Origin of the sequence: Nocardia sp. NPDC057353 (genome assembly GCF_042667085.1) — a bacterium.
In the GTDB taxonomy this organism is placed as follows: domain Bacteria; phylum Actinomycetota; class Actinomycetes; order Mycobacteriales; family Mycobacteriaceae; genus Nocardia.
The window spans coordinates 19,261-38,041 of the sequence record NZ_JBHVAK010000034.1; the positions used below are offsets into that span (position 1 = coordinate 19,261).

Sequence of the window (18,781 nt, forward strand, 5' to 3'; positions counted from 1 at the left end):
CGACCCGCTGGGTATGACTCGCTCGTCCGGGCCACACCTGTGTGGTCCGGTTCGTGCTACTTTTCGTCACACTTAGTACAGGTCTCAACGACTGGAGGTCTGCCGTGCCGAGCACCGCGCCCGATCTGTCAGTGTTCGCCCAGACCGGTGGGGAAGGTGGGGGTGCGGCGCTCGACCAGGTGCTGTACATGACCGGCGCCGCCGGCGTCCTCGCCCTGGTCCTGCTGTGGATCGGCTACCTGCACCGGACCCGCCGCATCACCTGGTTGCAGGCGGTCGCCGACAAGCTCGGCGGCTACTTCAACCAGCCCGGGTGGGTGGCGTTGCCGCTGACGCTGTTCCTGGCCACCATCCTGACCGCGCTGCTCGGCTTCATCTGGGACGTCAGCCTGCACGTCGGCAACGGCAGGGACGAGGGGCCGCTGGCCAACCCCGCGCACTACTTCATCCTGGTCGGGCTGTTCTTCCTGTTCATGGCGGGCATGGCGGCGATCGTGCTGCCGCTGGACGAGAAGCCTGGCAAGGCGGCGGTGCGGATCACCCGCACCTGGTACGCCCCGGTCGGCGGCATCCTGCTGGCGGGCGCCGGGCTCTACGCGCTCATCGGTTTCCCGCTGGACGACGTCTGGCATCGCATTTTCGGCCAGGATGTGACGCTCTGGGGCCCGACCCACCTGATGCTCATCGGTGGCGCCGGGCTCTCACTCGTCGGCGTGCTGCTACTGGAGTTCGAGGGCAGGCACAACCGCCCGCGCCCGGACGAGCCGGACAGCAGGCGGATGTGGCTGCTGCGCGCCTTCGCCTTCGGCGGGCTGCTGATCGGGCTCTCGGTCTTCCAGGTGGAGTTCGACTTCGGCGTGCAACAGTTCCGGATGGTCTTCCAGCCCATGCTGATCGTCGCCGCCGCCACCGTCAGCCTGGTCGCCGCTCGGCTCGTGCTCGGCCGGTTCAGCACGCTCGTCGTGGTCGGCTTCGCGGTGGTCGTCCGCACCGTCGTCGCGCTGCTGGTCGGCGGGCCGATCATCGACGCCCCGCGCAATGTCTTCCCGCTGTACCTCGGCATCGCGCTGGTGGTCGAGGTGCTGGCGCTGCTGCCGCTGGTGCGCAGGCCGGTGCTGTGGGGCGCGCTGGTCGGGCTGGTCTCCGCCACCGTCGGGCTGTGGCTGGAATCGCTGTGGGTGAACGCCATGTTCGTGAATCCGTGGCCCGCATCGATCTGGCCGGAGCTGCTGGTCATGTCGGTGCCGGTCGGCATCGCGGGTGGCGTGATCGGCGGGATGCTCGGCACCGTGCTGCGCGGAGAGCCGCTGCCGCGGCCGGCGGTGCGCCGCACGCTGGTGGTGGCCGCCGTGCTGATCGTCGGCGCCGCCGTGGCCAACGGCCTCTCGCACACGGTGCCGGAGAACGCCACCGCCACCGTCACGCTCACCGAGGCGCCGCCGCGGAACGGCGAGCGCATGGTCACCGCCGACGTCCGGCTGAACCCGGCCGACCTGGTCGGCGACGACCCCGAGTGGATCGAGATCCTGGGCTGGCAGGGCGGCGTCGGCAGCGAGAGCCCCGGCCGCGGCCTGGTCGTCGACCACCTGCGGCGGGTCGAGGCGGGGCATTACGTCTCCACCGCGCCGGTGCCGGTCTCCGGGAGCTGGAAGACGGTGCTCCGGGTGCAGGACGGCCGCATGCACACCGCGCTGCCGGTGTTCATGCCCGCCGATCCCGGCATCGACGCGCAGGAGGTGCCCGCGCTGAACACCTTCACCCGGCCCTTCGTCCCGGAGATCACGGTGCTGCAGCGGGAGCGCAGCTTCGACTACCCGTCCTGGCTGTTCGGCGCGGCCTCGCTGGTGGTGCTGGTGTGCAGCCTGGTCCTGATCGCGGCGCTCTCCTGGGGCGCGGCCAGGATCAACGACCGCTACCCGTACAGCACCCGCCGCGAACGCACGGAGCCGGTGGCATCGGCATGACCGCCGCCGCGTACGCCGGCGTGGACGTGCTCGCGGATCACTCGATCCTGCTGGCCATCCCGGCCTTCCTGCCCGCCTTCGCCGTCGTCGGGGTCGTGGTGTTCATCGCGGTCCGCGACCGCAGGGCGGGCGACGACCCCGAATCGACCGAGGAGAACGACACGTGACGAACCTGCGCCGGGGCTGTGCCCTCGTGCTGCTGGCCGGGCTGCTCACCGCGGGTTGCGCGAGCGCCGACGAGGGGGAGCACGCCGATCACGGTGTTGCCCAGCAGAGCTCCGCGCCGGTCTCGGCCACCGCGCAGGCCGGGCAGCAGCCCGTGGTGATCGCGGTGCGGCTGGCGGGCGGCACGGTGACGCCGGACGACACCAGGGTCGAGGCCGCCGTCGGCCAGCCCATCGAGCTGGTGGTGGACAGCGACACCGCCGACGAGCTGCACGTGCACTCGAACCCCGACCACACCTTCGAGGTGGAACCCGCCGCCGGGCAGCGCTTCTCGTTCACGGTCGGGGTTCCCGGCCGGGTCGAGGTGGAGTTGCACGACGCGGGCCGCACGGTGGCGACCATCCTGGTCCGATGACGCCGCTCGCCCACGGCCTGGGCGGCGCGACCGATCTGCCGATCCCGTTCACCTACGCGCTGATCGGCGCCGCCTGGGCGCTCACCTTCTCCTTCGCGGCGCTGCTCTTCGCCTGGCGCGAGCCGCGGCTCGACCCGGAATCGCCGGGCAGGCCGCTGCCCGCGCCGCTGCGCGCGTTCCTCGATTCCCGGGCAACGCGCGCGGTTCTCGGGGTGCTGAGCGTGGCGGCGACGGTGGTCGTCGCCGCCATCGCGCTGTGGGGCTCCACCGATCCGGCGCGCAACCCGGTGCCCGGCGTGCTCTACGTGTACCTGTGGGTCGCGGTCGCGGTGCTCTCGCTGGTGGCGGGCCCGGTGTGGAAGGTGCTCTCCCCGGCGCGGGCGCTGCACCGGGCGCTCTGCGCGGTGCTGCGGCGGCCGCCGGAGCGCGGCGTCGCGACCTACCCGGAGCGGCTCGGGATCTGGCCCGCGGTGCTCGGGCTCTTCTCCTTCGTCTGGCTGGAGTTGGCCGCGCCGGACCCGGGCGCGGTCGGAGCGGTGGCCACCTGGCTCGGGCTCTACCTGCTGCTCACCCTGGCCGGGCTGGTCGTCTTCGGCACCGCGTGGGCCGAGCACGCCGACCCGCTCGAGGTGTACAGCGCGCTGGTCGGCAGGCTCAGCCCGCTCGGCAGGCGCGACTCCGGCGAGCTGGTGCTGCGCACCCCGCTGGCGAACCTGGCCGGGACCCCGGTGCTCCCCGGCTCGGTGGCGGTGGCGGCGGTGCTGCTCGGCTCCACCGCCTTCGACAGCTTCTCCCAGTTCCCGGTGTGGCGGCGGCAACTCGTCGACTCCGGGGCGCCGACGCTGCTGAAGACCGCGGGGCTGCTCGGCTTCGTGCTCGTCGTCGCGGTGCTCTTCTGGTGCGCCGCGCGGGCCACCGGCGGCGTGACCCCGGCAGAGCGGCGCCTGCTGCCCGGTGCCATGGCGCACAGCCTGACCCCGATCATCGCGGGCTACATCGTGGCGCACTACCTGACCTTCCTGGTGGAGAAGGGCCAGGCCACCGCGATCCTCTTCGCCGACCCCTTCGACCGCGGCTGGAACCTGCTCGGCCTCGCCGACCGCGACGTCGCCTACCTGCTCTCCAGCCACCCGGGCGTGCTCGGCACGATCAAGGTGCTCGCGGTGGTCACCGGGCACGTGCTCGGCGTCGCCGCCGCACACGACCGCAGCCTGCGGGTACTGCCGAGGGCGCACCGGGCCACCGGCCAGCTGGCGCTCATGCTGGTCATGGTCGGCTTCACGGTCAGCGGGCTCTACCTGCTCTTCGACGCCTGAGGAGCCTCCGCGGCGAGCCCGCCGCGCCGCCGCCGCACCTCGTTGACCGCGGCGAGCGCCGCCCCGATGCCGATCAGGATCAGCCCGCGCAGCCACACCTCGCCCGCCACCTGCGTGGCCAGCACCAGGCAGGAGGCGAGGCCGAGCACCGGCACCGCGACCGGCACCCGGAAGTGCTCGCCGGAGCCGGTCTCCCGGCGCAGCGCGATCGCCGCGGCGTTCACCGCGCCGAAGACCACGAGCAGCAGCAGCACGAGCGTCTCGGCCAGCGCGTCGATCTCGCCGGTGAGGGCGAGCAGCACCGACGCGGCGGTGGTCACCAGCACCGCCACCCACGGGGTCCGGCGCGTCGGCAATACCAGGGCCAGCGCGGCGGGCAGCAGCTCGTCCTTCGCCATGCCGTAGGCCAGCCGCGACCCCATGACCCCGGTGAGCAGCGCGCCGTTCGCCACCGCGACGAGCGCGATCACCGCGAACAGCGACTCCGGCACCCCGCCCGCGATCCGCACCACCTCCAGCAGCGGCCCCGACGACCCGGCCAGCACCTCGGTCGGCACCGCCGCCGAGGTGAGCAGCCCGAGCAGCACATAGACCGCGCCCGCGGTGAGCAGCGCGCCGAAGAGCGCGCGCGGGTAGCTGCGGCGCGGATCGGCCACCTCCTCGGCCAGGTTCACCGAGGTCTCGAAGCCGACGAAGGAGTAGTAGGCCAGTACCGCGCCCGCCAGGATCGCCCCGGCCGCGCCGTGTTCCGCGGTGCCGACGGCGGTGAGCCGCTCCGGGTCGGCGTCGCCGCGCAGCAGGATCCAGGCGCCCAGCCCGATCACCAGCAGCAACCCGCCGACCTCGATCAGCGTGGCGACCACGTTGGCGCCCAGCGACTCCCGCACGCCGCGGATGTTCAGCGCGGCGAGCGCGAGCAGGAAGACCACGACCACCGCGGCGACCGGCAGCGTCACCAGCTCGGCCAGGTAGTCGGAGGCGAAGCCGCGGGCCAGCGCCGCGACCGAGACCACACCCGCCGCCAGCATGCAGAACCCGACCAGCGAGCCCGCGGCCGGGCCGAAGGCCAGCGTCGTGTAGTGCGCCGAGCCGCCCGCGCGCGGGTACTTGGTGGCCAGCTCGGCGTAGGCGCCCGCGGTCAGGCAGGCCAGCCCGAGCGCCACCAGCAGCGGCAGCCAGACGGCGCCGCCGGAGCGCCCCGCGATCTGGCCGATCAGCACGTACACCCCGGCGCCGAGCACGTCGCCGAGGATGAAGAAGTAGAGCAGCCGCGTCCCGACGACGCGATTCAGCGCGGGCACGTCGGTCAGTGCCTGCCCGGCAGCGCGGCCGACATCACCCGGCTCGCGGTGGCCTTCACGGCGTCCGGGAGCACGTGCTCCAGCGTCGCCATGGCCCTGGTGCCGAGGGAACCGCCGATCACCTTCTGGTCGTCGCGCAGCAGCGCCTCGACCCCCTGCTTCGCGACCAGCGCCGGGTCCTCCTTGGGGCCGCGGCCGATCGGGGTGTCGAGCAACCCCGCGCGCCGGAAGAAGTCGGTGTCGGTGGGGCCGGGCAGCAGCGCGGTCACCGTGACCCCGGTGTCGTGCACCTCGCTGCGCAGCGCCTCGGCGAAGGACTGCACGAACGACTTGGAGGCGTTGTACACCGCCTGCCGCGCGCCGGGCATCATGGACGCCACCGACGAGGTGAAGAGCAGCTTCCCGCTGTCCCGGCGCACCATGTCGCCGAGCACCAGCTTGGCCAGGTGCACGGTGGAGCGGACGTTCAGCGCGATGATGTCGAGCTCGGTATCGAGGTCGGTGTCGACGAAGTCGCCGCCGAGGCCGATGCCCGCGTTCAGCGCCACGGCGTCGAGCGGGCGTTCGTCCTCGGTGGCGGCGGAGTAGAGCCGCTGGACGCCGTCGGCGGTGCGCAGGTCCACCTGGACGGCGCGCACCTCGAGGTCGCCGCGCCGGAGTTCGGCGGCCGCGTCCTCGATGGCGGCGTCCTCGGCGGCGAGCACCAGGTCGTATCCGTGGCCTGCGAACTGCCGCGCGATCTCCAGTCCGATTCCGCGCGAAGCTCCGGTCACCAGGGCGAGGGGGCGTGTCATGCGGCCGAACTACCCGGGCCGCGCGGGATCATGCTCGGCGCAGCACCGCGGCGACCGCCGCCGGGGTCAGGTGGCCGTGCGCGCCCGGCGCGGCCGCCAGGTAGCGGGCGGCCCGCTCGGGCGGCCATCCGTGCGCCTCGGCCAGCCCGGCGCCGAGATGCCGGAGGTAGGCCGCGGCGGGCGGATTGCCAGGCAGCGCGCGGTACTCGGCGGGCGCGGTGCAGGTGAGGACCGGCAGCCCGTCGAGGGCGCCCGCGCAGACCAGCGTCTCGTAGCGGCCGGGGCCGACGGCGTGGCGGCCCGCGGCGAGCACCGCGGCCAGGTCGAGCGCGGTGCCGGGCGGGCGGTACATCTCCTGCGCCACCAGGTCCTCGAATTGCTCCGCGGTAACCAGGTGCGCCCTGGCCGCGACGGCTCCGGCGCCGTCCGGGTCGTAGAAGGCCCGGCCGCCGGTCCAGATCAGCGATTCGGTGGCGAAGTAGAGCGTGCCCGGCAGCCACACCGGTACCGAGCGCTCCGGGGGCCGCGGGTCCCGACAGCCCGGGTACCGGTGCGTCGAGCCCGCCGGGGCACCGCCCGCGAGGTAGCAGCGGAGCCGGTCGGCGTGCATGTTCGAGCCGTAGGCCGCGTACCAGACCCGGTCCGGCACCGCCGCGGTGCGCGACGCCGGACCGACGGATCTGGCCCGCACGGCTCAGATCTTGCGGATGACGGTGACGACCTTGCCGAGGATCTGCGCGTCGTTGCCCGCGATCGGCTCGAAGTGCGGGTTGTGCGGCATCAGCCAGACATCGGGGCCGGTGCGCTTGAACGTCTTCACCGTGGCCTCGCCGTCCAGCATGGCGGCCACGATGTCGCCGTTCTCGGCGACGTTCTGCTGCCGCACCACCACCCAGTCGCCGTCACAGATGGCGGCGTCCACCATGGACTGCCCGACCACCTTGAGCAGGAAGAGCGAGCCCTCGCCGACCAGCTCCTTGGGCAGCGGGAAGACGTCCTCCACCGCCTGCTCGGCCAGGATCGGGCCACCGGCGGCGATCCGGCCCAGCACCGGGACGAAGGCGGGGGTCGGCGTCGCGCTCTCCGGCACCTCGTCGGTGTCGGCCGTGCCGCGGGCGGGCAGGCTCGTCACCGCGCGCACCGCCTCGTCCAGCCCGCGCACGTCGACCGCGCGCGGCCGGTTCGGATCGCGGCGCAGGTAGCCCTTGCGCTCCAGTGCCCGCAGCTGGTGCGCCACCGACGAGGTGGAGGTGAGCCCGACCGCGTCGCCGATCTCCCGGATGCTGGGCGGATACCCGCGCTCGCTGACCGACGAGCGGATGACGTCGAGCACCCTGCGCTGCCGGGCGGTGAGATCCGCTCCCGACTCGGCCTGCTCGGCGCCGATGGTGTCGGTGCCGACCGCATCGGTACCGGGACCGCCCTCGTCACCCGCGTCGTCCCTGTGGCCCACCGCAACCCGCCTTCCTGTCCGCGCCCCGCCCGGATGCCGCCCGGGGCGTCCGTCTCCGGGCCTCGCGCCCGGGTGTTGCTCCAAACCTAGACTGCCGCGCCCCGAGTATCAAACATCTGTTCGACGCGAGTCCGTGTCGCGTCTGGCGCGCGCCTGTCCCGCGTGGTAGAAATCGAACATACGTTCTTTCGAACATGTGAGCGAACCGGTTCGAGCGGCGGCGGTCGATCCGCACGTCGGAGCCGGTTCCGGCAGTTGCAGCAGCGCAACCTCGCCGTCGCCCCGACGGCCCTGACGAGCCACAGTCAGCACTCGACCGGCGGTGCCGGTACACGGAGGAATGTCCGATGAGCACAGCGCTCGAATTCGACAGGAGCACGGGAGATTCCGGGCGGCCCGAGCGGGGCTGCGCCGCGGGGAGCCGGGTGCGGGTGGTCTACCGGGGCGCCCCGGCGTCCGCCCTGCGGCGGCCGCGCCGGATCGACGAGCGCCGCCCCGCCGACGGGCGGCCGCGCCGCGGCGCGCTCGCCGACGACCGGCCGCGCCCGCAGCGGCCGCGCGGCGCGCACCCGCTGCGGCGGGTGGAACGGGCCAGGGCCGGGCTGGCGACGCTCGCCGTCACGGCGCTGGTCACCGCGCTGATCGTGGTCGGGCTGTTGCTGCTCGCGCAGTGGCGGTCGGCGCAGGCCCCCGAGCCCGGGATGTCCGGCGCCGCAGCGGTGGTCACGGTGCCGGAGGGGAGCGGCCCCCGCGCGTAACGGGATTCGCCGGAACCTTGCTCGCGAACTGGAACCGGTTGCTATCGTCGCGGCACGCACCTCCCTCGCCCTGTCGCCGCGACCGAGAGGGGAACCGCAATGACGCGCTCCCGCACCGAGTTTCCCGCGCTCGGACTCCTCTGCCGTGCTCTGCTGCTCGCCTGTCTGCTCGTGCTGCCCGGCACGCTCGCCCCCGTCCGGGCCGCACCGCTCTACGCCGGCTACCTCGACCTGCCGGTCGCGGCCGTGGACGGGGAGCGCGCGGGCGGCATCCACCCGGGGCTGCCGTCCGACCCGGCGGTGCTCGGCGCCGCGCTGGATCAGGCCCGCGCCGCCGGGGTGCCCGCCCGCCGCTACACTGCCCTGCTGCGCCAGTACTGGCTCGTGGTCGCCGCGGAGAACGCGCGGATCGACCTCGCGGGCTGGGATCCACAGCGCGGCCCCGCGGCCAACGCGCACACCTTCGGCCTCGTCTACGTGAACTACCTGCGGCTGGCCGCCGCGCACCCGGAGTTCTGGTGGGCCGAGCTGGCGGGGCTCGCGGGCGGCTCCTTCGCCTCCGGGTTCTTCGACATGGACGACGCGGGCCGGATCATCGACCTGCCCGGCCTGCACGGGCTCGGCACCGCCGTCGCCGACCTGCTCCGGCAGACCCCGCCGGAGCTGGTCGCGCGCACCCCCGAGGACATCCGGCTGCTCGCGGCCACCGGGCCGCGGCTCACGCCCGCCGACATCGCCTGGTACCAGACCCGGCTGCTGGTCATGCAGAAGCACATCTTCGTCGACCTGGTGCCGCAGCACGAGGCATTCCTGGCGCGCGGCATGGCAGGCATCGACGAACTGGCCGCGGCCGGGGCGATCGACGGCAACCTGCGCGCCGCCTGGGCCGGGATCGCGGGCGGGGAGCCCGCAGGCCACATCGACGCGCTCTACCGGATGACCGACCGCGAGCAGAACACCATCGTGGCCGACCAGTGGAACGCCACCGCCGCGGCCAGGGACGGCATCGGCCGGGTGCTCACCTACGTCAGCACCATCGCCGCCAAGCCCGCGGTGCCCGGGGTCCGCGCGCCGGGCACCTTCGCCCCGGCGACCGTGCGGGCCGGGGTGGACGGCGCCGAGCTGGTGCTGCGCACCCCGCTGCCCGCCTTCAACTGGGCCGACCGCGCCGACCGCTGGCGCTACATCACCGAGGACCTGGTCCTGCGGCACATCGACCTGAAGCGGGACGCACCGCGCGCCGCCGGCGTGCTGGCCGAGCCGTTCCCGGCCAAACTCGAGCGCGGCAGGCTGGTCGCCCGGCTGCCGGAGTTGCTCGCCGACCTGTCCGGCCAGTGGCGGATCGGGGGGTGAGCGGTGCGGTATCCGGCGCCGAGCAGGGGTGGAGCCCACCCGCGGCGCGCCGGGCCGGGTATCCTGCCAGTGATAGCGGTGAACGCGCCGGGTGGCGCCGGTTCACCCCGTGTCGCGGCGGACGCGCCCGGCACACGTGCTCGCCGGGTCGCGTTCGCGCGCTCTCATCCCGGCCCGGCCGCGAGCACCCGCCTCGACGAAGGACTCCCGGATGCATTGCCCCTACTGCAGGCACCCCGACTCCCGGGTCGTCGACTCCCGTGAGGCGGAGGAGGGCTCGGCGATCCGCCGCCGCCGCTCCTGCCCGCAGTGCGGCAGGCGCTTCACGACGGTCGAGACCGCCATCCTCTCGGTCGTCAAGCGCAGCGGCGTCACCGAGCCGTTCAGCCGCGAGAAGGTCATCCGCGGCGTCCGCCGCGCCTGCCAGGGCCGCGAAGTCGACGACGACGCCCTGAACCTGCTCGCCCAGCAGGTCGAGGACGCGGTGCGCGCCAAGGGATCTCCCGAGGTGCCGAGCCACGAGGTCGGCCTCGCCATCCTCGGCCCGCTGCGCGATCTCGACGAGGTCGCCTACCTCCGCTTCGCCTCCGTCTACCGCTCCTTCACCTCCGCCGCCGACTTCGAGCGCGAGATCACCCAGATGCGCGCCGCCCGCGCCGTCGCCGCCGCCGACTGAACCGGCTCAGGAACAGTCGCCGGGCTCGCCGATCTTCACGACCGAGAGCATCGCCTCACCCTCGCCGATCGGCACACCCGCGGCGGGGGTCTGCCCGACCACCACCCAGTTGCGGTCCATGACCTGGGCGCGCCCCTTGCCGGTGGCGTCGACGCTGCGGGAGAAGAACACGCCCGCAGCCTGGATGGTGTCCTGCGCATCCTGAAGGTTCATGCAGGTCACGGCGGGCATAGGCGCGGCGGCGGGCGCCGGGGGCGGTACCGGTGCGGGCGCCGCGCTGGTCGGTGCGGGAGCAGGTGCCGCGCTCGGCGGCGCCGGTGCGGCCGGTGCAGCGCTGCTCGTCGTCGGCGGTGCGGGCACCGGCGTGGTCACCACGACGGTCACTGTCTCGGTCCGCTCCGCCGCGGACTCGGTGGAGCCGCAACCGCACACCAGCCCAGCCACCAGCACGGCCCCGAATCCCGCCATCGTCACGCGCACGCGAACTCCCCTCGTTTCGTTCGCGGCGGAGTTGCCGCGGACCACCCGCACATCGGGGAAGTCCTGGCCCGCCGTTACGTCCGGTTCCGGTGTGCGCGGCACCGGCCCAGCTCACAGCGGGGAGCTGTCGGTCGAACGGGGGACGCGGGCCGCCGCTAACCGCGGACGGCGGCGATCGCCTTCTCGATCCGCTTGGCGGAGATCGGGTAGGGGGTGCCGAGTTTCTGGGCGAAGAGGCTGACCCGGAGCTCCTCGATCATCCACCAGATGTCGGTGACGGCGCGGCCGGTGCGGCGCGGCTCGGGGAGGGTGGTGAGCAGGCGGTCGTAGGCCGCGAGGACGCGGTCGAGCTGGTCCATGCCCTGGCGGTCGCGGACCGCGGAGGCGGGCAGGGCGTGCAGCCGGGCGGTGGCGGCGCGCAGGTAGCGGGGGAGTTCGCGGAGCCGCTGCGGGCCGTGCTCGGCGATGAAGCCGGGAAAGACCAGGTCGTCGAGTTGCCGCCGGACGTCGTCGGCGATGTCGCGCTCGGCGGTCTCGGCGAGCGCGCCCTCGACCTCGGTGGCGGCGGCGAGCACCGGCGCGACCAGCCGGACGATCGCCGCGACGGTGCCGGTGAAACGCGGCCGCACCTTCGCGACCAGCGCCTCGAACTCCTTCGGGTCGCGCACCGGGCCGCCCTCGGCGGCGAGCAGCTCGTCGGCGGCCGCGGCGCGGCAGTCCTCGACCAGGGCATCCAGCGAGCCGTACGGGTTGCGGCCGAGCGCCAGCCGGTCCGCGGGGGCGAGCCCGGAGGTGACCGCCTTGGTGCTGCCCGGCAGCGCGGCCAGGAGTAACGCGCGGGTGCCGGCGCGCATGGCGGCGGCCTGCTCGGCGGGTGAGCTCAGCACCCGCACCGCGACCCCGGCGGGCTCCGGGACCAGGGCGGGGTAGCCGGTGACGGTCTGGCCCGCCACCTCGCGGCGCACCGTCGGCGGGAGGGTGCCGAGCGATTCCGAGGTCCACACCGCCGCGGGTGCCCGTTCGGCGCCCGCGGTGGCCTTCGCCACCGAGCGCGAGACATCCTCGGCCAGCCGGGATTTCAGCGCGGTCAGGCTCTTGTCCCGGTCCAGCACCCGACCCGCCCGGTCCAGCGCGGCGAAGGTGGCGCGCAGGTGCGGCGGCAGCGCGGCGGTGTCGAGGTCGCGCGGCGCGACGGTCACCGAACCGAGCCGGGACAACTCCCTGGCCAACCCGGTGACCAGCGGCTCGGCGCGCGGGGTGAGCGCGGCGAGCGCGGCGGCCGCGTAGTCCGGCGCCGGGACCACGCTGCGCCGCAGCGACTTCGGCAGCGTCTTGATCAGCGCGGTGGCGAGCTCGACCCGCATGCCGGGCACCAGCCAGTCGAAGCCGACCGGGCGCACGTGCGCCAGCTGCTCCACCGGGATGCGGACGGTCAGCCCGTCCTCCTCGGTGCCCGGTTCGAACTGGTAGGTCAGCGCGAAGGTGAGCTCGCCCTGCCGCCAGGTGTCCGGGAAGTCGGTGGGGTCGAGCGCGGCGACGCCCTGGTTCACCACGGTGGCGGTGTCGAAGTCGAGCAGCGCGGGCTCGGCCTTGCGCGCTCCGCGCCACCAGGTGTCGAAGTGCCGCACCGAGACGATGTCGGCGGGCAGCCGCTCGTCGTAGAACTGGAAGAGCACCTCGTCGTCGACGAGGATGTCGCGGCGGCGGGCCCGGTGCTCGAGGTCGGCGACGTCCTCCAGCAGGGCGCGGTTGCGGCGGAAGAACTCGTGGTTGGTCTGCCACTCGCCCTGGACCAGGGCGTGCCGGATGAAGAGCTCGCGGGAGACCTCGGGGTCGATCCGGCCGAAGTCGACGGCGCGGCGGGGGACCAGCGGAAGGCCGTACAGGGTGACCCGCTCGTAGGCCTGGGCGGCGCCGCGCTTCGCCGACCAGTGCGGTTCGGAGTAGGTCCGCTTCACCAGGTCGCCCGCGAGGCGCTCGGCCCACTCCGGCTCGACCTTCGCCGCCATCCGGCCCCACAGCCGGGAGGTCTCGACCAGTTCGGCGGCCATCACCCAGCGCGGGGGCTTCTTGGCCAGTGCCGAGCCGGGGAAGATCATGAACTTGGCATTGCGGGCGCCGAGGAACTCGCGGGATTCGGCCTCGCGGACGCCGAGGTGGCTGAGCATGCCCGCCAGTAGGGCCTGGTGGATCGACGGGGCGTCGTAGGTGACGTCGCCGTCCTGCGCCGGTGCCGGTTCCGTCGCCGGCGTCGGTCGGCCGCCACGGCGGCCGGATCTCCGCGAGCCCGCGGCACCCCCCGTGCCCCGTGCCCCGCGCTCGCCGGTAGCTGTCGAGCCCTCCCCCTGACCCGCGCGTTCGCGTGTGTCGTCGGTCGGCGTGGGGCCCTGGCTGGAGTCGTCGGCCTGCGCCGCCCGCACCGCGCCCGCCGAACCCGCGCCGGCGCGGGCGGCTCGCGCGTCCGCGCGCCCGCTGCCGCGCCCGTCCGCGGATCCGCGCTCGCGCCTGGACTCCGGCTGACCGCCGTCCCAGCCCAGCCCCCTGGTGATGGTGCGCAACTGCCCGTGCAGGTCCTGCCATTCCCGGATGCGCAGGTAGTGCAGGAAATCCTCGCGGCACATGCGGCGGAACTGATTGCCGCTGAGCGACTTCCGCTGCTCGCCGAGGTGGTCCCAGAGCTTCAGGTAGGCGAGGAAGTCGGAGCCGTCGACGACGAAGCGCGCGTGCTTGGCGTCCGCCGCCTGCTGCTGCTCCGCGGGCCGCTCCCGCACGTCCTGGATGGAGAGCGCGGCCACGATGATCAGCACCTCGGCCAGGCAGCCGGTGCGCTGCGCCTCGACCAGCATGCGCGCCATGCGCGGGTCGACCGGCAGCTGGGCCATCTCCCGCCCGACGACGGTCAGCGCGAGCCGCTGCGCCTCGGTCCGCACCGCCGCCTCGGTGTCCGCGCCCGCGGCGCCGAGCGCGCCGAGCTCCTGCAGCAGCGCGATGCCGTCGCGGATGGCGCGCCGGTCCGGCGCCTGCACGAACGGGAAGCTCTCGATGTCACCGAGGCCGAGCGCCGTCATCTGCAGGATGACCGCGGCCAGGTTGGTGCGCAGGATCTCCGGCTCGGTGAAGGCGGGCCTGGACTCGAAGTCGTCCTCGCTGTAGAGCCGGATGGCGATGCCGTCGGCGACGCGCCCGCAGCGCCCGGAGCGCTGCCGCGCGGACGCCTGCGAGACCGGCTCGATCGGCAGCCGCTGCACCTTGGTGCGCACGGAGTACCGGGAGATCCGGGCGGTGCCCGGATCGACGACGTACCGGATGCCGGGCACGGTCAGCGAGGTCTCGGCGACATTGGTGGCGAGCACGACGCGGCGCCCCGGGTGCGGGGCGAAGACCCGGTGCTGCTCGGCGGCGGAGAGCCGGGCGTACAGCGGCAGGATCTCGGTGCGCGGGAGCTTCAGCTCGCGCAGCGCGTCGGCGGTGTCCCGGATCTCGCGCTCGCCGGAGAGGAAGACCAGCACGTCGCCGTCGCCCTCGGCGAAGAGCTCGCGCACCGCGTCGCCGATGGCGTCCACCGGGTCGCGGTCGACGACGGTGGACTCCTCGTCGTCCTCGTCGTCCCGGGCGGGCAGCTCCAGTGCGAGCGGCCGGTACCGGATCTCCACCGGGAACGACCGCCCGGACACCTCGACGATCGGCGCGGGCGTGCCGTCGGGCGCGGCGAAGTGCCGGGCGAACAACTCGGGGTCGATGGTCGCCGAGGTGATGATGATCTTGAGATCGGGCCTGCGCGGCAGCAGCTGCGCCAGGTAGCCGAGCAGGAAGTCGATATTGAGGCTGCGCTCGTGCGCCTCGTCGATGATGATCGTGTCGTAGCGGCGCAGCATCCGGTCGCGCTGGATCTCGGCGAGCAGGATGCCGTCGGTCATCAGCTTGACCAGCGTGCGGTCCGAGGCCTGGTCGGTGAAGCGCACCGTGTAGCCGACGACGTCGCCGAGCTCGGTGCCGAGTTCCTCGGCGATCCGCTCGGCCACGGTGCGGGCGGCGAGCCTGCGCGGCTGGGTGTGCCCGATGGTGCCGCGGATGCCGCGCCCCAGCTCCAGGCAGATCTTGGGGATCTGGGTGGTCTTGCCGGAGCCGGTCTCGCCCGCCACGATGACCACCTGGTTGGCGGCGATGGCGGCGGCGATGTCCGCGCGCCTGGCGGTGACCGGCAGCTGCTCGGGGTACCTGATCGCGGGCACGGCGGCGCGGCGCGCCTCGATACGCTGTTCGGCGGCGGTGATCTCGGCTTCCAGCGCGGCCGTCTCGGGGCCCTTGGCCCGATCCAGCCTGCGGCGCAGCCGGTATTCGTCGCGGAGCGAGAGGTTCGCCAGGCGGGTGCGGAGCTCGCGGCGTCCGGTGGCGGTGGAACTGCTCATTGCGTCCACCAGCCTAGCGAAGACGGCGCTGTTCCCGCGCCCGCGTTTTCCCGGCGGTGATCAGCGGCACAGCCCGACGCCCGATAGCCGGGGATTCGCCGAACCTCGCCGCGCGGCCCGGGGGCGTGCGATCATCGGCGGATGACAGCGGCGGGCACGGCGGGCTGGATCCGCGCGGCGCGGTGTGTCTTCGGTGCGCTCGGGGTGCTGGCGCTGCTCTGGATCCCGCTGCGCAACCTGGATGTGCCGGAGTTCTCGATCGGGAACTACTTCAGCTACTTCACCATCCAGTCCAACGTGCTCGGCGTGCTGGTGCTGCTGGTGGGCGGGGTGCTCGACCCGGAGGGCAGGCGCTGGCAGCTGCTGCGCGGCGCCGCCACGCTCTACCTGGTGATCACCGGGGTGGTGTACGCGGTGCTGCTGGCGAGCATCGACGTCATGCTCACCGACCGCTGGATCAACGACGTGCTGCACCGCATCCTGCCGCTGGTGCTGCTGGCCGACTGGGTCCTGGTGCCGCGCAGGCTCGGGATCACCCCGGGGCTGATCGGCGCCTGGCTGGTCTACCCGGCGGGGTACGCCGCCTACACGTTGCTGCGCGGGCCCGCGGTGGACTGGTACCCGTACCCGTTCCTGGACCCGCGGCAGCAGGGTTACGTCTCGCTGACGCTCGGGCTGGTGCTGCTGGCGGTGGTGTTCGTGCTGCTCGCGGCCGCCGTCGCCGGGATCGGCGAGCTCAGACACCCGCGCCCGCGGCCGTGATCAGAGCTCGACGACGGTGTCCTCGGTGACCCGGCCGCCGAGCCGGACCCAACCGTCCGAGTCCCACTCGGTGAACAGGTGCGATCCCGCGCCCTGGGTGATGTGCAGCCCGCGGCGCAGCTGCGCGGTGATCGCCACCGCCGCCGCCCCGGTGGCCTCGTCCTCGACGATGCCCATGGTCGGGCCGAACATCCGGCTGCGGATGCTGCCGCGCTGCTCGTCGCCCCACGCCCACGCGTAGTGCGGCCCGCCGGGGAAGTCCGCCGGGTCGAGCGCGGCGAGCTCCTCGATGGTCGCGTAGCGGTGGAAGACGAAGTCCGGCGTCCAGTCGGCCCTGGCGGTGATCCAGGTGAGGCCGTCGGCGCTCTGCACCGCGACGGTGCCCGCGGGCACCCGCAGCGCCGTCACCGGGGTGCCGCGGCGCAGGAACCACCAGGCGGTGCCGACCGAGGGGTGCCCGGCGAAGGGCAGCTCGACGGCGGGGGTGTAGATCCGCAGCGGGGCGATGCCGTCGACCGGCTCGTCCACCACCACCGTCTCGCTGTACCCGGCGCGCCGGGCCAGCTCCTGCCGCTCCGGCTCGGCGACCTCCGCCGCGCGGGCGATCCCGAGCGGGTTGCCGAACCGGCCGCTCGCGTCGGTGAACACGCGGACCACTTCCACTCGGATGCCCATGGCCGCAGCCTACCCGCGGCCGGAGACCCGAGAAGGGCCCCGTCCACGCCGTGGACGGGGCCCTTCCGAGAGCGGTCAGACCGCGGCGGTGGCGAGCGCCTCGGTCGACTGCACGGCTTGGCCGACACCGGCCACGATGGCGGCCGCGCGCAGCGACTCGAAGATCACCTCGCGGGAGACGCCCTCCTCGCGCAGGGTGTGCTCGTGCGCCTCCAGGCAGTGCTGGCAGCCGTTGATGGAGGAGACCGCGAACGACCACAGCTCGAAGTCGGCCTTCGCGACCCCGGGGTTGCCGATGATCTGCATGCGCAGCCCCGCCCGCAGGTCGTCGTACTTGCCGCCGAGGAACGCCCTCCCGCGGTAGAAGACGTTGTTCATCCCCATGATCGAGGCGGCGCCGAGCGCGGCGTTGTACGCCTCGGCCGACAGCGTGTCGGCGGCCTCCTCCGCGATCTCGCGCAGGGTGGTGGCGGACCTGGTCGCGGCGGCCGCCGCCAGCAGCGTGCCCCACAGCTGCTGCTCGGAGAGCACGGTGCTGCGGCTGATGGACGACAGATTGAGCTTGAGGTCCTTGGCGTACTCGGGCAGGGCGCTCTTCAGGTTCTCAATGCTCATGCGTGAGTTCCTCTTTCGTGGTTCGGGGGTGGGGGGCGCCTCAGACGCTCGCGGTGAGCAGCTCGCCCGCGTCGATCGTCGGGTCGCCCTTCTTCCAGTTGCAGGCGCACAGCTCGTCGGACTGCAGCGCGTCCAGCACGCGCAGTACCTCGTCCACGTTCCGGCCGACCGAACCCGCGGTCACCGAGACGAACTGGACCTCGTTGTTCGGGTCGACGATGAAGGTCGCCCGGTCGGCGACGCCGTCGGCGTTCAGCACGCCGGTCGCGGTGGCCAGCTCGCGCTTGAGGTCGGAGAGGATCGGGAAGGGGAGGGTCTTGAGATCCTCGTGCTGGGCCCGCCACTGGAAGTGCACGAACTCGTTGTCCACCGAGGCGCCGAGCACCTGCGCGTCGCGGTCGGCGAACTCCTCGTTCAGCCTGCCGAAGGCCGCGATCTCGGTGGGGCACACGAAGGTGAAGTCCTTGGGCCAGAAGAAGACGATCCGCCACTTGCCCGCGTGGTCGTCGCTGGTCACCTGGGTGAAGTAGTCGTCGGGCTGCTGAGCGTCGACCTTCGACAGGTCACCGCCGATGACGGCGGTGAGGTTGTACGCCGGGAACTGGTCGCCGATGGTCAGCAGGGCCATTCTTGGTCTCCTCATGGGTTTTCGGTGCACGGAAAAAGCTCACCGGCGATCTTGCCGGGCTGTCAGTTAAAGGTAAAGGTGATGGGTCGCACTACACTGATAGGTGTGTCTGATCAGACTTATCAGCCCACCCTGTCACAGCTGCGTGCGTTCGTCGCGGTCGCGGAGTACCGGCACTTCGGCACCGCGGCCGCTCGCCTCGGTGTGAGCCAACCCACGTTGTCGCAGGCACTGGCCGCGCTGGAACACGGCCTCGGGTTACAGCTGATCGAGCGCAGCACCCGCCGGGTGCTGGTGACCTCGGCCGGGCTGCGGCTGCTGCCGCAGGCCCGCGCGACGCTGGAGGCGGCCGACCGGTTCCTGGCCTCGGCCACCGGCGACGGGCTCGGCGGCACGCTCCGGCTCGGCATCATCCCCACCGTCGCCCCGTACCTGCTGCCCGCGCTGCTGCCCCGGCTGCGCGAGCACATGCCCGCGCTGCTGCCGCAGGTGGTCGAGGACCAGACCGCCCGGCTGCTGGAGGGGCTGCGCACCGGCGTGCTCGACGTCGCGCTGCTCGCGCTGCCCACCGAGGCGCCGGGCGTCCGCGAGATCGAGCTCTACTTCGAGGAGTTCGTCCTGGTCACCCCGCCCGGGCACGAGCTGGGCGGCCGCGCCGACCTGCCGCCCGCCGCGCTCGACGCGCTGCCGCTGCTGCTCCTCGACGAGGGGCACTGCCTGCGCGACCAGACCCTGGAGTTGTGCCGCACCGCGGACGCGCACCCCGGGTCGGTCGGCGACACCAGGGCGGCGTCGCTGGCGACGGTGGTGCAGTGCGTCGCGGGCGGCCTCGGCGTGACGCTCATCCCGGAGTCCGCGGTGGCGGCGGAGACCGCGCGCGGCACGCTGGACACCGCGCGCTTCGCCGCACCCGCGCCGGGCCGGACCATCGGGCTGGTCTTCCGCTCCTCCACCGGGCGGCGCGACGACTACGAGCAGCTCGCCGCGCTGATCCGGGAGTACCGGCCGCGCTGAGCC

The 18,781-nt window shown here is 73.5% G+C and carries 18 protein-coding genes; 9 read left to right on the forward strand and 9 right to left on the reverse strand.

Annotated elements, in window-relative coordinates; genetic code table 11:
* Window positions 1-188: 188 nt before the first annotated feature.
* Genes ACFUUZ_RS18945 through ACFUUZ_RS18960 form a run of 4 tightly spaced genes read left to right on the forward strand, consistent with a single transcriptional unit; the run spans window position 189 to window position 3,860 of the window.
* On the forward strand, window positions 189-1,964 hold the full coding sequence (locus ACFUUZ_RS18945) for a hypothetical protein (RefSeq protein WP_378697856.1): 1,776 nt from the start codon (window positions 189-191) through the stop codon (window positions 1,962-1,964).
* Entirely contained in the window at window positions 1,961-2,131 is a 171-nt protein-coding gene (locus ACFUUZ_RS18950; RefSeq protein WP_378697858.1) for a hypothetical protein, read from the forward strand. The genes ACFUUZ_RS18945 and ACFUUZ_RS18950 overlap by 4 nt, the downstream gene beginning before the upstream one ends.
* Window positions 2,128-2,544 (forward strand): hypothetical protein, encoded by a 417-nt coding sequence (locus tag ACFUUZ_RS18955; protein ID WP_378697860.1) that lies wholly within the window; start codon window positions 2,128-2,130, stop codon window positions 2,542-2,544. The genes ACFUUZ_RS18950 and ACFUUZ_RS18955 overlap by 4 nt, the downstream gene beginning before the upstream one ends.
* Window positions 2,541-3,860, forward strand: a complete 1,320-nt coding sequence (locus ACFUUZ_RS18960; RefSeq protein WP_378697862.1) for a hypothetical protein — start codon at window positions 2,541-2,543, stop codon at window positions 3,858-3,860. Before ACFUUZ_RS18955 ends, ACFUUZ_RS18960 begins: the two co-directional genes overlap by 4 nt.
* Here the strand turns inward: ACFUUZ_RS18960 and ACFUUZ_RS18965 are convergent.
* The 4 genes from ACFUUZ_RS18965 to lexA all read right to left on the reverse strand — a co-directional run bounded on the left by ACFUUZ_RS18965 (window position 3,839) and on the right by lexA (window position 7,342).
* A complete protein-coding gene (locus ACFUUZ_RS18965; protein ID WP_378697864.1) occupies window positions 3,839-5,161 on the reverse strand; it encodes an APC family permease in 1,323 nt (440 codons plus the stop codon). The genes ACFUUZ_RS18960 and ACFUUZ_RS18965 overlap by 22 nt on opposite strands.
* Before the next feature lie 5 nt (window positions 5,162-5,166).
* Window positions 5,167-5,955, reverse strand: a complete 789-nt coding sequence (locus ACFUUZ_RS18970) for an SDR family NAD(P)-dependent oxidoreductase (RefSeq protein WP_378697866.1) — start codon at window positions 5,953-5,955, stop codon at window positions 5,167-5,169.
* 28 nt (window positions 5,956-5,983) lie between these two features.
* Window positions 5,984-6,565, reverse strand: a complete 582-nt coding sequence (locus tag ACFUUZ_RS18975; RefSeq protein WP_378697945.1) for a histone deacetylase — start codon at window positions 6,563-6,565, stop codon at window positions 5,984-5,986.
* An 84-nt stretch (window positions 6,566-6,649) separates the two neighbouring features.
* Window positions 6,650-7,342: a transcriptional repressor LexA gene (lexA, locus tag ACFUUZ_RS18980; RefSeq protein ID WP_378697947.1), complete on the reverse strand. Its 693-nt coding sequence runs from the start codon at window positions 7,340-7,342 to the stop codon at window positions 6,650-6,652.
* Between the two features lie 413 nt (window positions 7,343-7,755).
* Between lexA and ACFUUZ_RS18985 the strand changes: the two genes are divergently transcribed.
* The 3 genes from ACFUUZ_RS18985 to nrdR all read left to right on the forward strand — a co-directional run bounded on the left by ACFUUZ_RS18985 (window position 7,756) and on the right by nrdR (window position 10,195).
* Window positions 7,756-8,166, forward strand: a complete 411-nt coding sequence (locus ACFUUZ_RS18985) for a hypothetical protein (protein WP_378697868.1) — start codon at window positions 7,756-7,758, stop codon at window positions 8,164-8,166.
* Between the two features lie 99 nt (window positions 8,167-8,265).
* On the forward strand, window positions 8,266-9,519 hold the full coding sequence (locus ACFUUZ_RS18990; protein ID WP_378697870.1) for a hypothetical protein: 1,254 nt from the start codon (window positions 8,266-8,268) through the stop codon (window positions 9,517-9,519).
* A 211-nt stretch (window positions 9,520-9,730) separates the two neighbouring features.
* Window positions 9,731-10,195 carry a transcriptional regulator NrdR gene (gene nrdR / locus ACFUUZ_RS18995; RefSeq protein ID WP_378697872.1) on the forward strand — a complete coding sequence of 155 codons (465 nt, stop codon included), beginning with the start codon at window positions 9,731-9,733 and terminating at the stop codon, window positions 10,193-10,195.
* A 6-nt stretch (window positions 10,196-10,201) separates the two neighbouring features.
* Here the strand turns inward: nrdR and ACFUUZ_RS19000 are convergent, their stop codons facing one another.
* Both ACFUUZ_RS19000 and hrpA read right to left on the reverse strand, forming a co-directional pair.
* Window positions 10,202-10,408 (reverse strand): calcium-binding protein, encoded by a 207-nt coding sequence (locus ACFUUZ_RS19000; RefSeq protein WP_378697874.1) that lies wholly within the window; start codon window positions 10,406-10,408, stop codon window positions 10,202-10,204.
* A gap of 422 nt (window positions 10,409-10,830) precedes the next feature.
* Complete coding sequence (gene hrpA, locus ACFUUZ_RS19005; RefSeq protein WP_378697876.1) at window positions 10,831-15,084, reverse strand: ATP-dependent RNA helicase HrpA; 4,254 nt, start codon at window positions 15,082-15,084, stop codon at window positions 10,831-10,833.
* Between the two features lie 141 nt (window positions 15,085-15,225).
* On the opposite strand from hrpA, the gene ACFUUZ_RS19010 reads away from it, so the two are divergent.
* Window positions 15,226-15,846, forward strand: coding sequence for a Pr6Pr family membrane protein (locus tag ACFUUZ_RS19010; RefSeq protein ID WP_378697878.1), 621 nt, complete (start codon window positions 15,226-15,228; stop codon window positions 15,844-15,846).
* On the opposite strand, the gene ACFUUZ_RS19015 is transcribed toward ACFUUZ_RS19010, so the two are convergent.
* From ACFUUZ_RS19015 to ACFUUZ_RS19025, 3 genes are all read right to left on the reverse strand, one after another.
* Complete coding sequence (locus ACFUUZ_RS19015; protein WP_378697880.1) at window positions 15,847-16,521, reverse strand: PhzF family phenazine biosynthesis protein; 675 nt, start codon at window positions 16,519-16,521, stop codon at window positions 15,847-15,849.
* Window positions 16,522-16,596: 75 nt separating this feature from the next.
* Window positions 16,597-17,136: a carboxymuconolactone decarboxylase family protein gene (locus ACFUUZ_RS19020; protein ID WP_378697882.1), complete on the reverse strand. Its 540-nt coding sequence runs from the start codon at window positions 17,134-17,136 to the stop codon at window positions 16,597-16,599.
* 40 nt (window positions 17,137-17,176) lie between these two features.
* A complete protein-coding gene (locus ACFUUZ_RS19025; protein WP_378697884.1) occupies window positions 17,177-17,764 on the reverse strand; it encodes a peroxiredoxin in 588 nt (195 codons plus the stop codon).
* Between the two features lie 105 nt (window positions 17,765-17,869).
* Here ACFUUZ_RS19025 and ACFUUZ_RS19030 point away from each other — a divergent pair, with 105 nt between their 5' ends.
* On the forward strand, window positions 17,870-18,778 hold the full coding sequence (locus ACFUUZ_RS19030) for a LysR substrate-binding domain-containing protein (protein ID WP_378697886.1): 909 nt from the start codon (window positions 17,870-17,872) through the stop codon (window positions 18,776-18,778).
* The last annotated feature ends 3 nt before the right edge of the window (window positions 18,779-18,781 follow it).

What these genes read in the sequence shown, in the direction of transcription:
- ACFUUZ_RS18945 (WP_378697856.1), top strand. Translation starts at nt 189, where the DNA reads ATGACCGGCGCCGCCGGCGTCCTCGCCCTGGTCCTGCTGTGGATCGGC.
- ACFUUZ_RS18950 (WP_378697858.1), top strand. Translation starts at nt 1,961, where the DNA reads ATGACCGCCGCCGCGTACGCCGGCGTGGACGTGCTCGCGGATCACTCG.
- ACFUUZ_RS18960 (WP_378697862.1), top strand. Translation starts at nt 2,541, where the DNA reads ATGACGCCGCTCGCCCACGGCCTGGGCGGCGCGACCGATCTGCCGATC.
- ACFUUZ_RS18970 (WP_378697866.1), bottom strand. Translation starts at nt 5,955, where the DNA reads ATGACACGCCCCCTCGCCCTGGTGACCGGAGCTTCGCGCGGAATCGGA.
- ACFUUZ_RS18975 (WP_378697945.1), bottom strand. Translation starts at nt 6,565, where the DNA reads ATGCACGCCGACCGGCTCCGCTGCTACCTCGCGGGCGGTGCCCCGGCG.
- ACFUUZ_RS18985 (WP_378697868.1), top strand. Translation starts at nt 7,756, where the DNA reads ATGAGCACAGCGCTCGAATTCGACAGGAGCACGGGAGATTCCGGGCGG.
- ACFUUZ_RS18990 (WP_378697870.1), top strand. Translation starts at nt 8,266, where the DNA reads ATGACGCGCTCCCGCACCGAGTTTCCCGCGCTCGGACTCCTCTGCCGT.
- nrdR (WP_378697872.1), top strand. Translation starts at nt 9,731, where the DNA reads ATGCATTGCCCCTACTGCAGGCACCCCGACTCCCGGGTCGTCGACTCC.
- ACFUUZ_RS19000 (WP_378697874.1), bottom strand. Translation starts at nt 10,408, where the DNA reads ATGAACCTTCAGGATGCGCAGGACACCATCCAGGCTGCGGGCGTGTTC.
- hrpA (WP_378697876.1), bottom strand. Translation starts at nt 15,084, where the DNA reads ATGAGCAGTTCCACCGCCACCGGACGCCGCGAGCTCCGCACCCGCCTG.
- ACFUUZ_RS19010 (WP_378697878.1), top strand. Translation starts at nt 15,226, where the DNA reads ATGACAGCGGCGGGCACGGCGGGCTGGATCCGCGCGGCGCGGTGTGTC.
- ACFUUZ_RS19015 (WP_378697880.1), bottom strand. Translation starts at nt 16,521, where the DNA reads ATGGGCATCCGAGTGGAAGTGGTCCGCGTGTTCACCGACGCGAGCGGC.
- ACFUUZ_RS19020 (WP_378697882.1), bottom strand. Translation starts at nt 17,136, where the DNA reads ATGAGCATTGAGAACCTGAAGAGCGCCCTGCCCGAGTACGCCAAGGAC.
- ACFUUZ_RS19025 (WP_378697884.1), bottom strand. Translation starts at nt 17,764, where the DNA reads ATGGCCCTGCTGACCATCGGCGACCAGTTCCCGGCGTACAACCTCACC.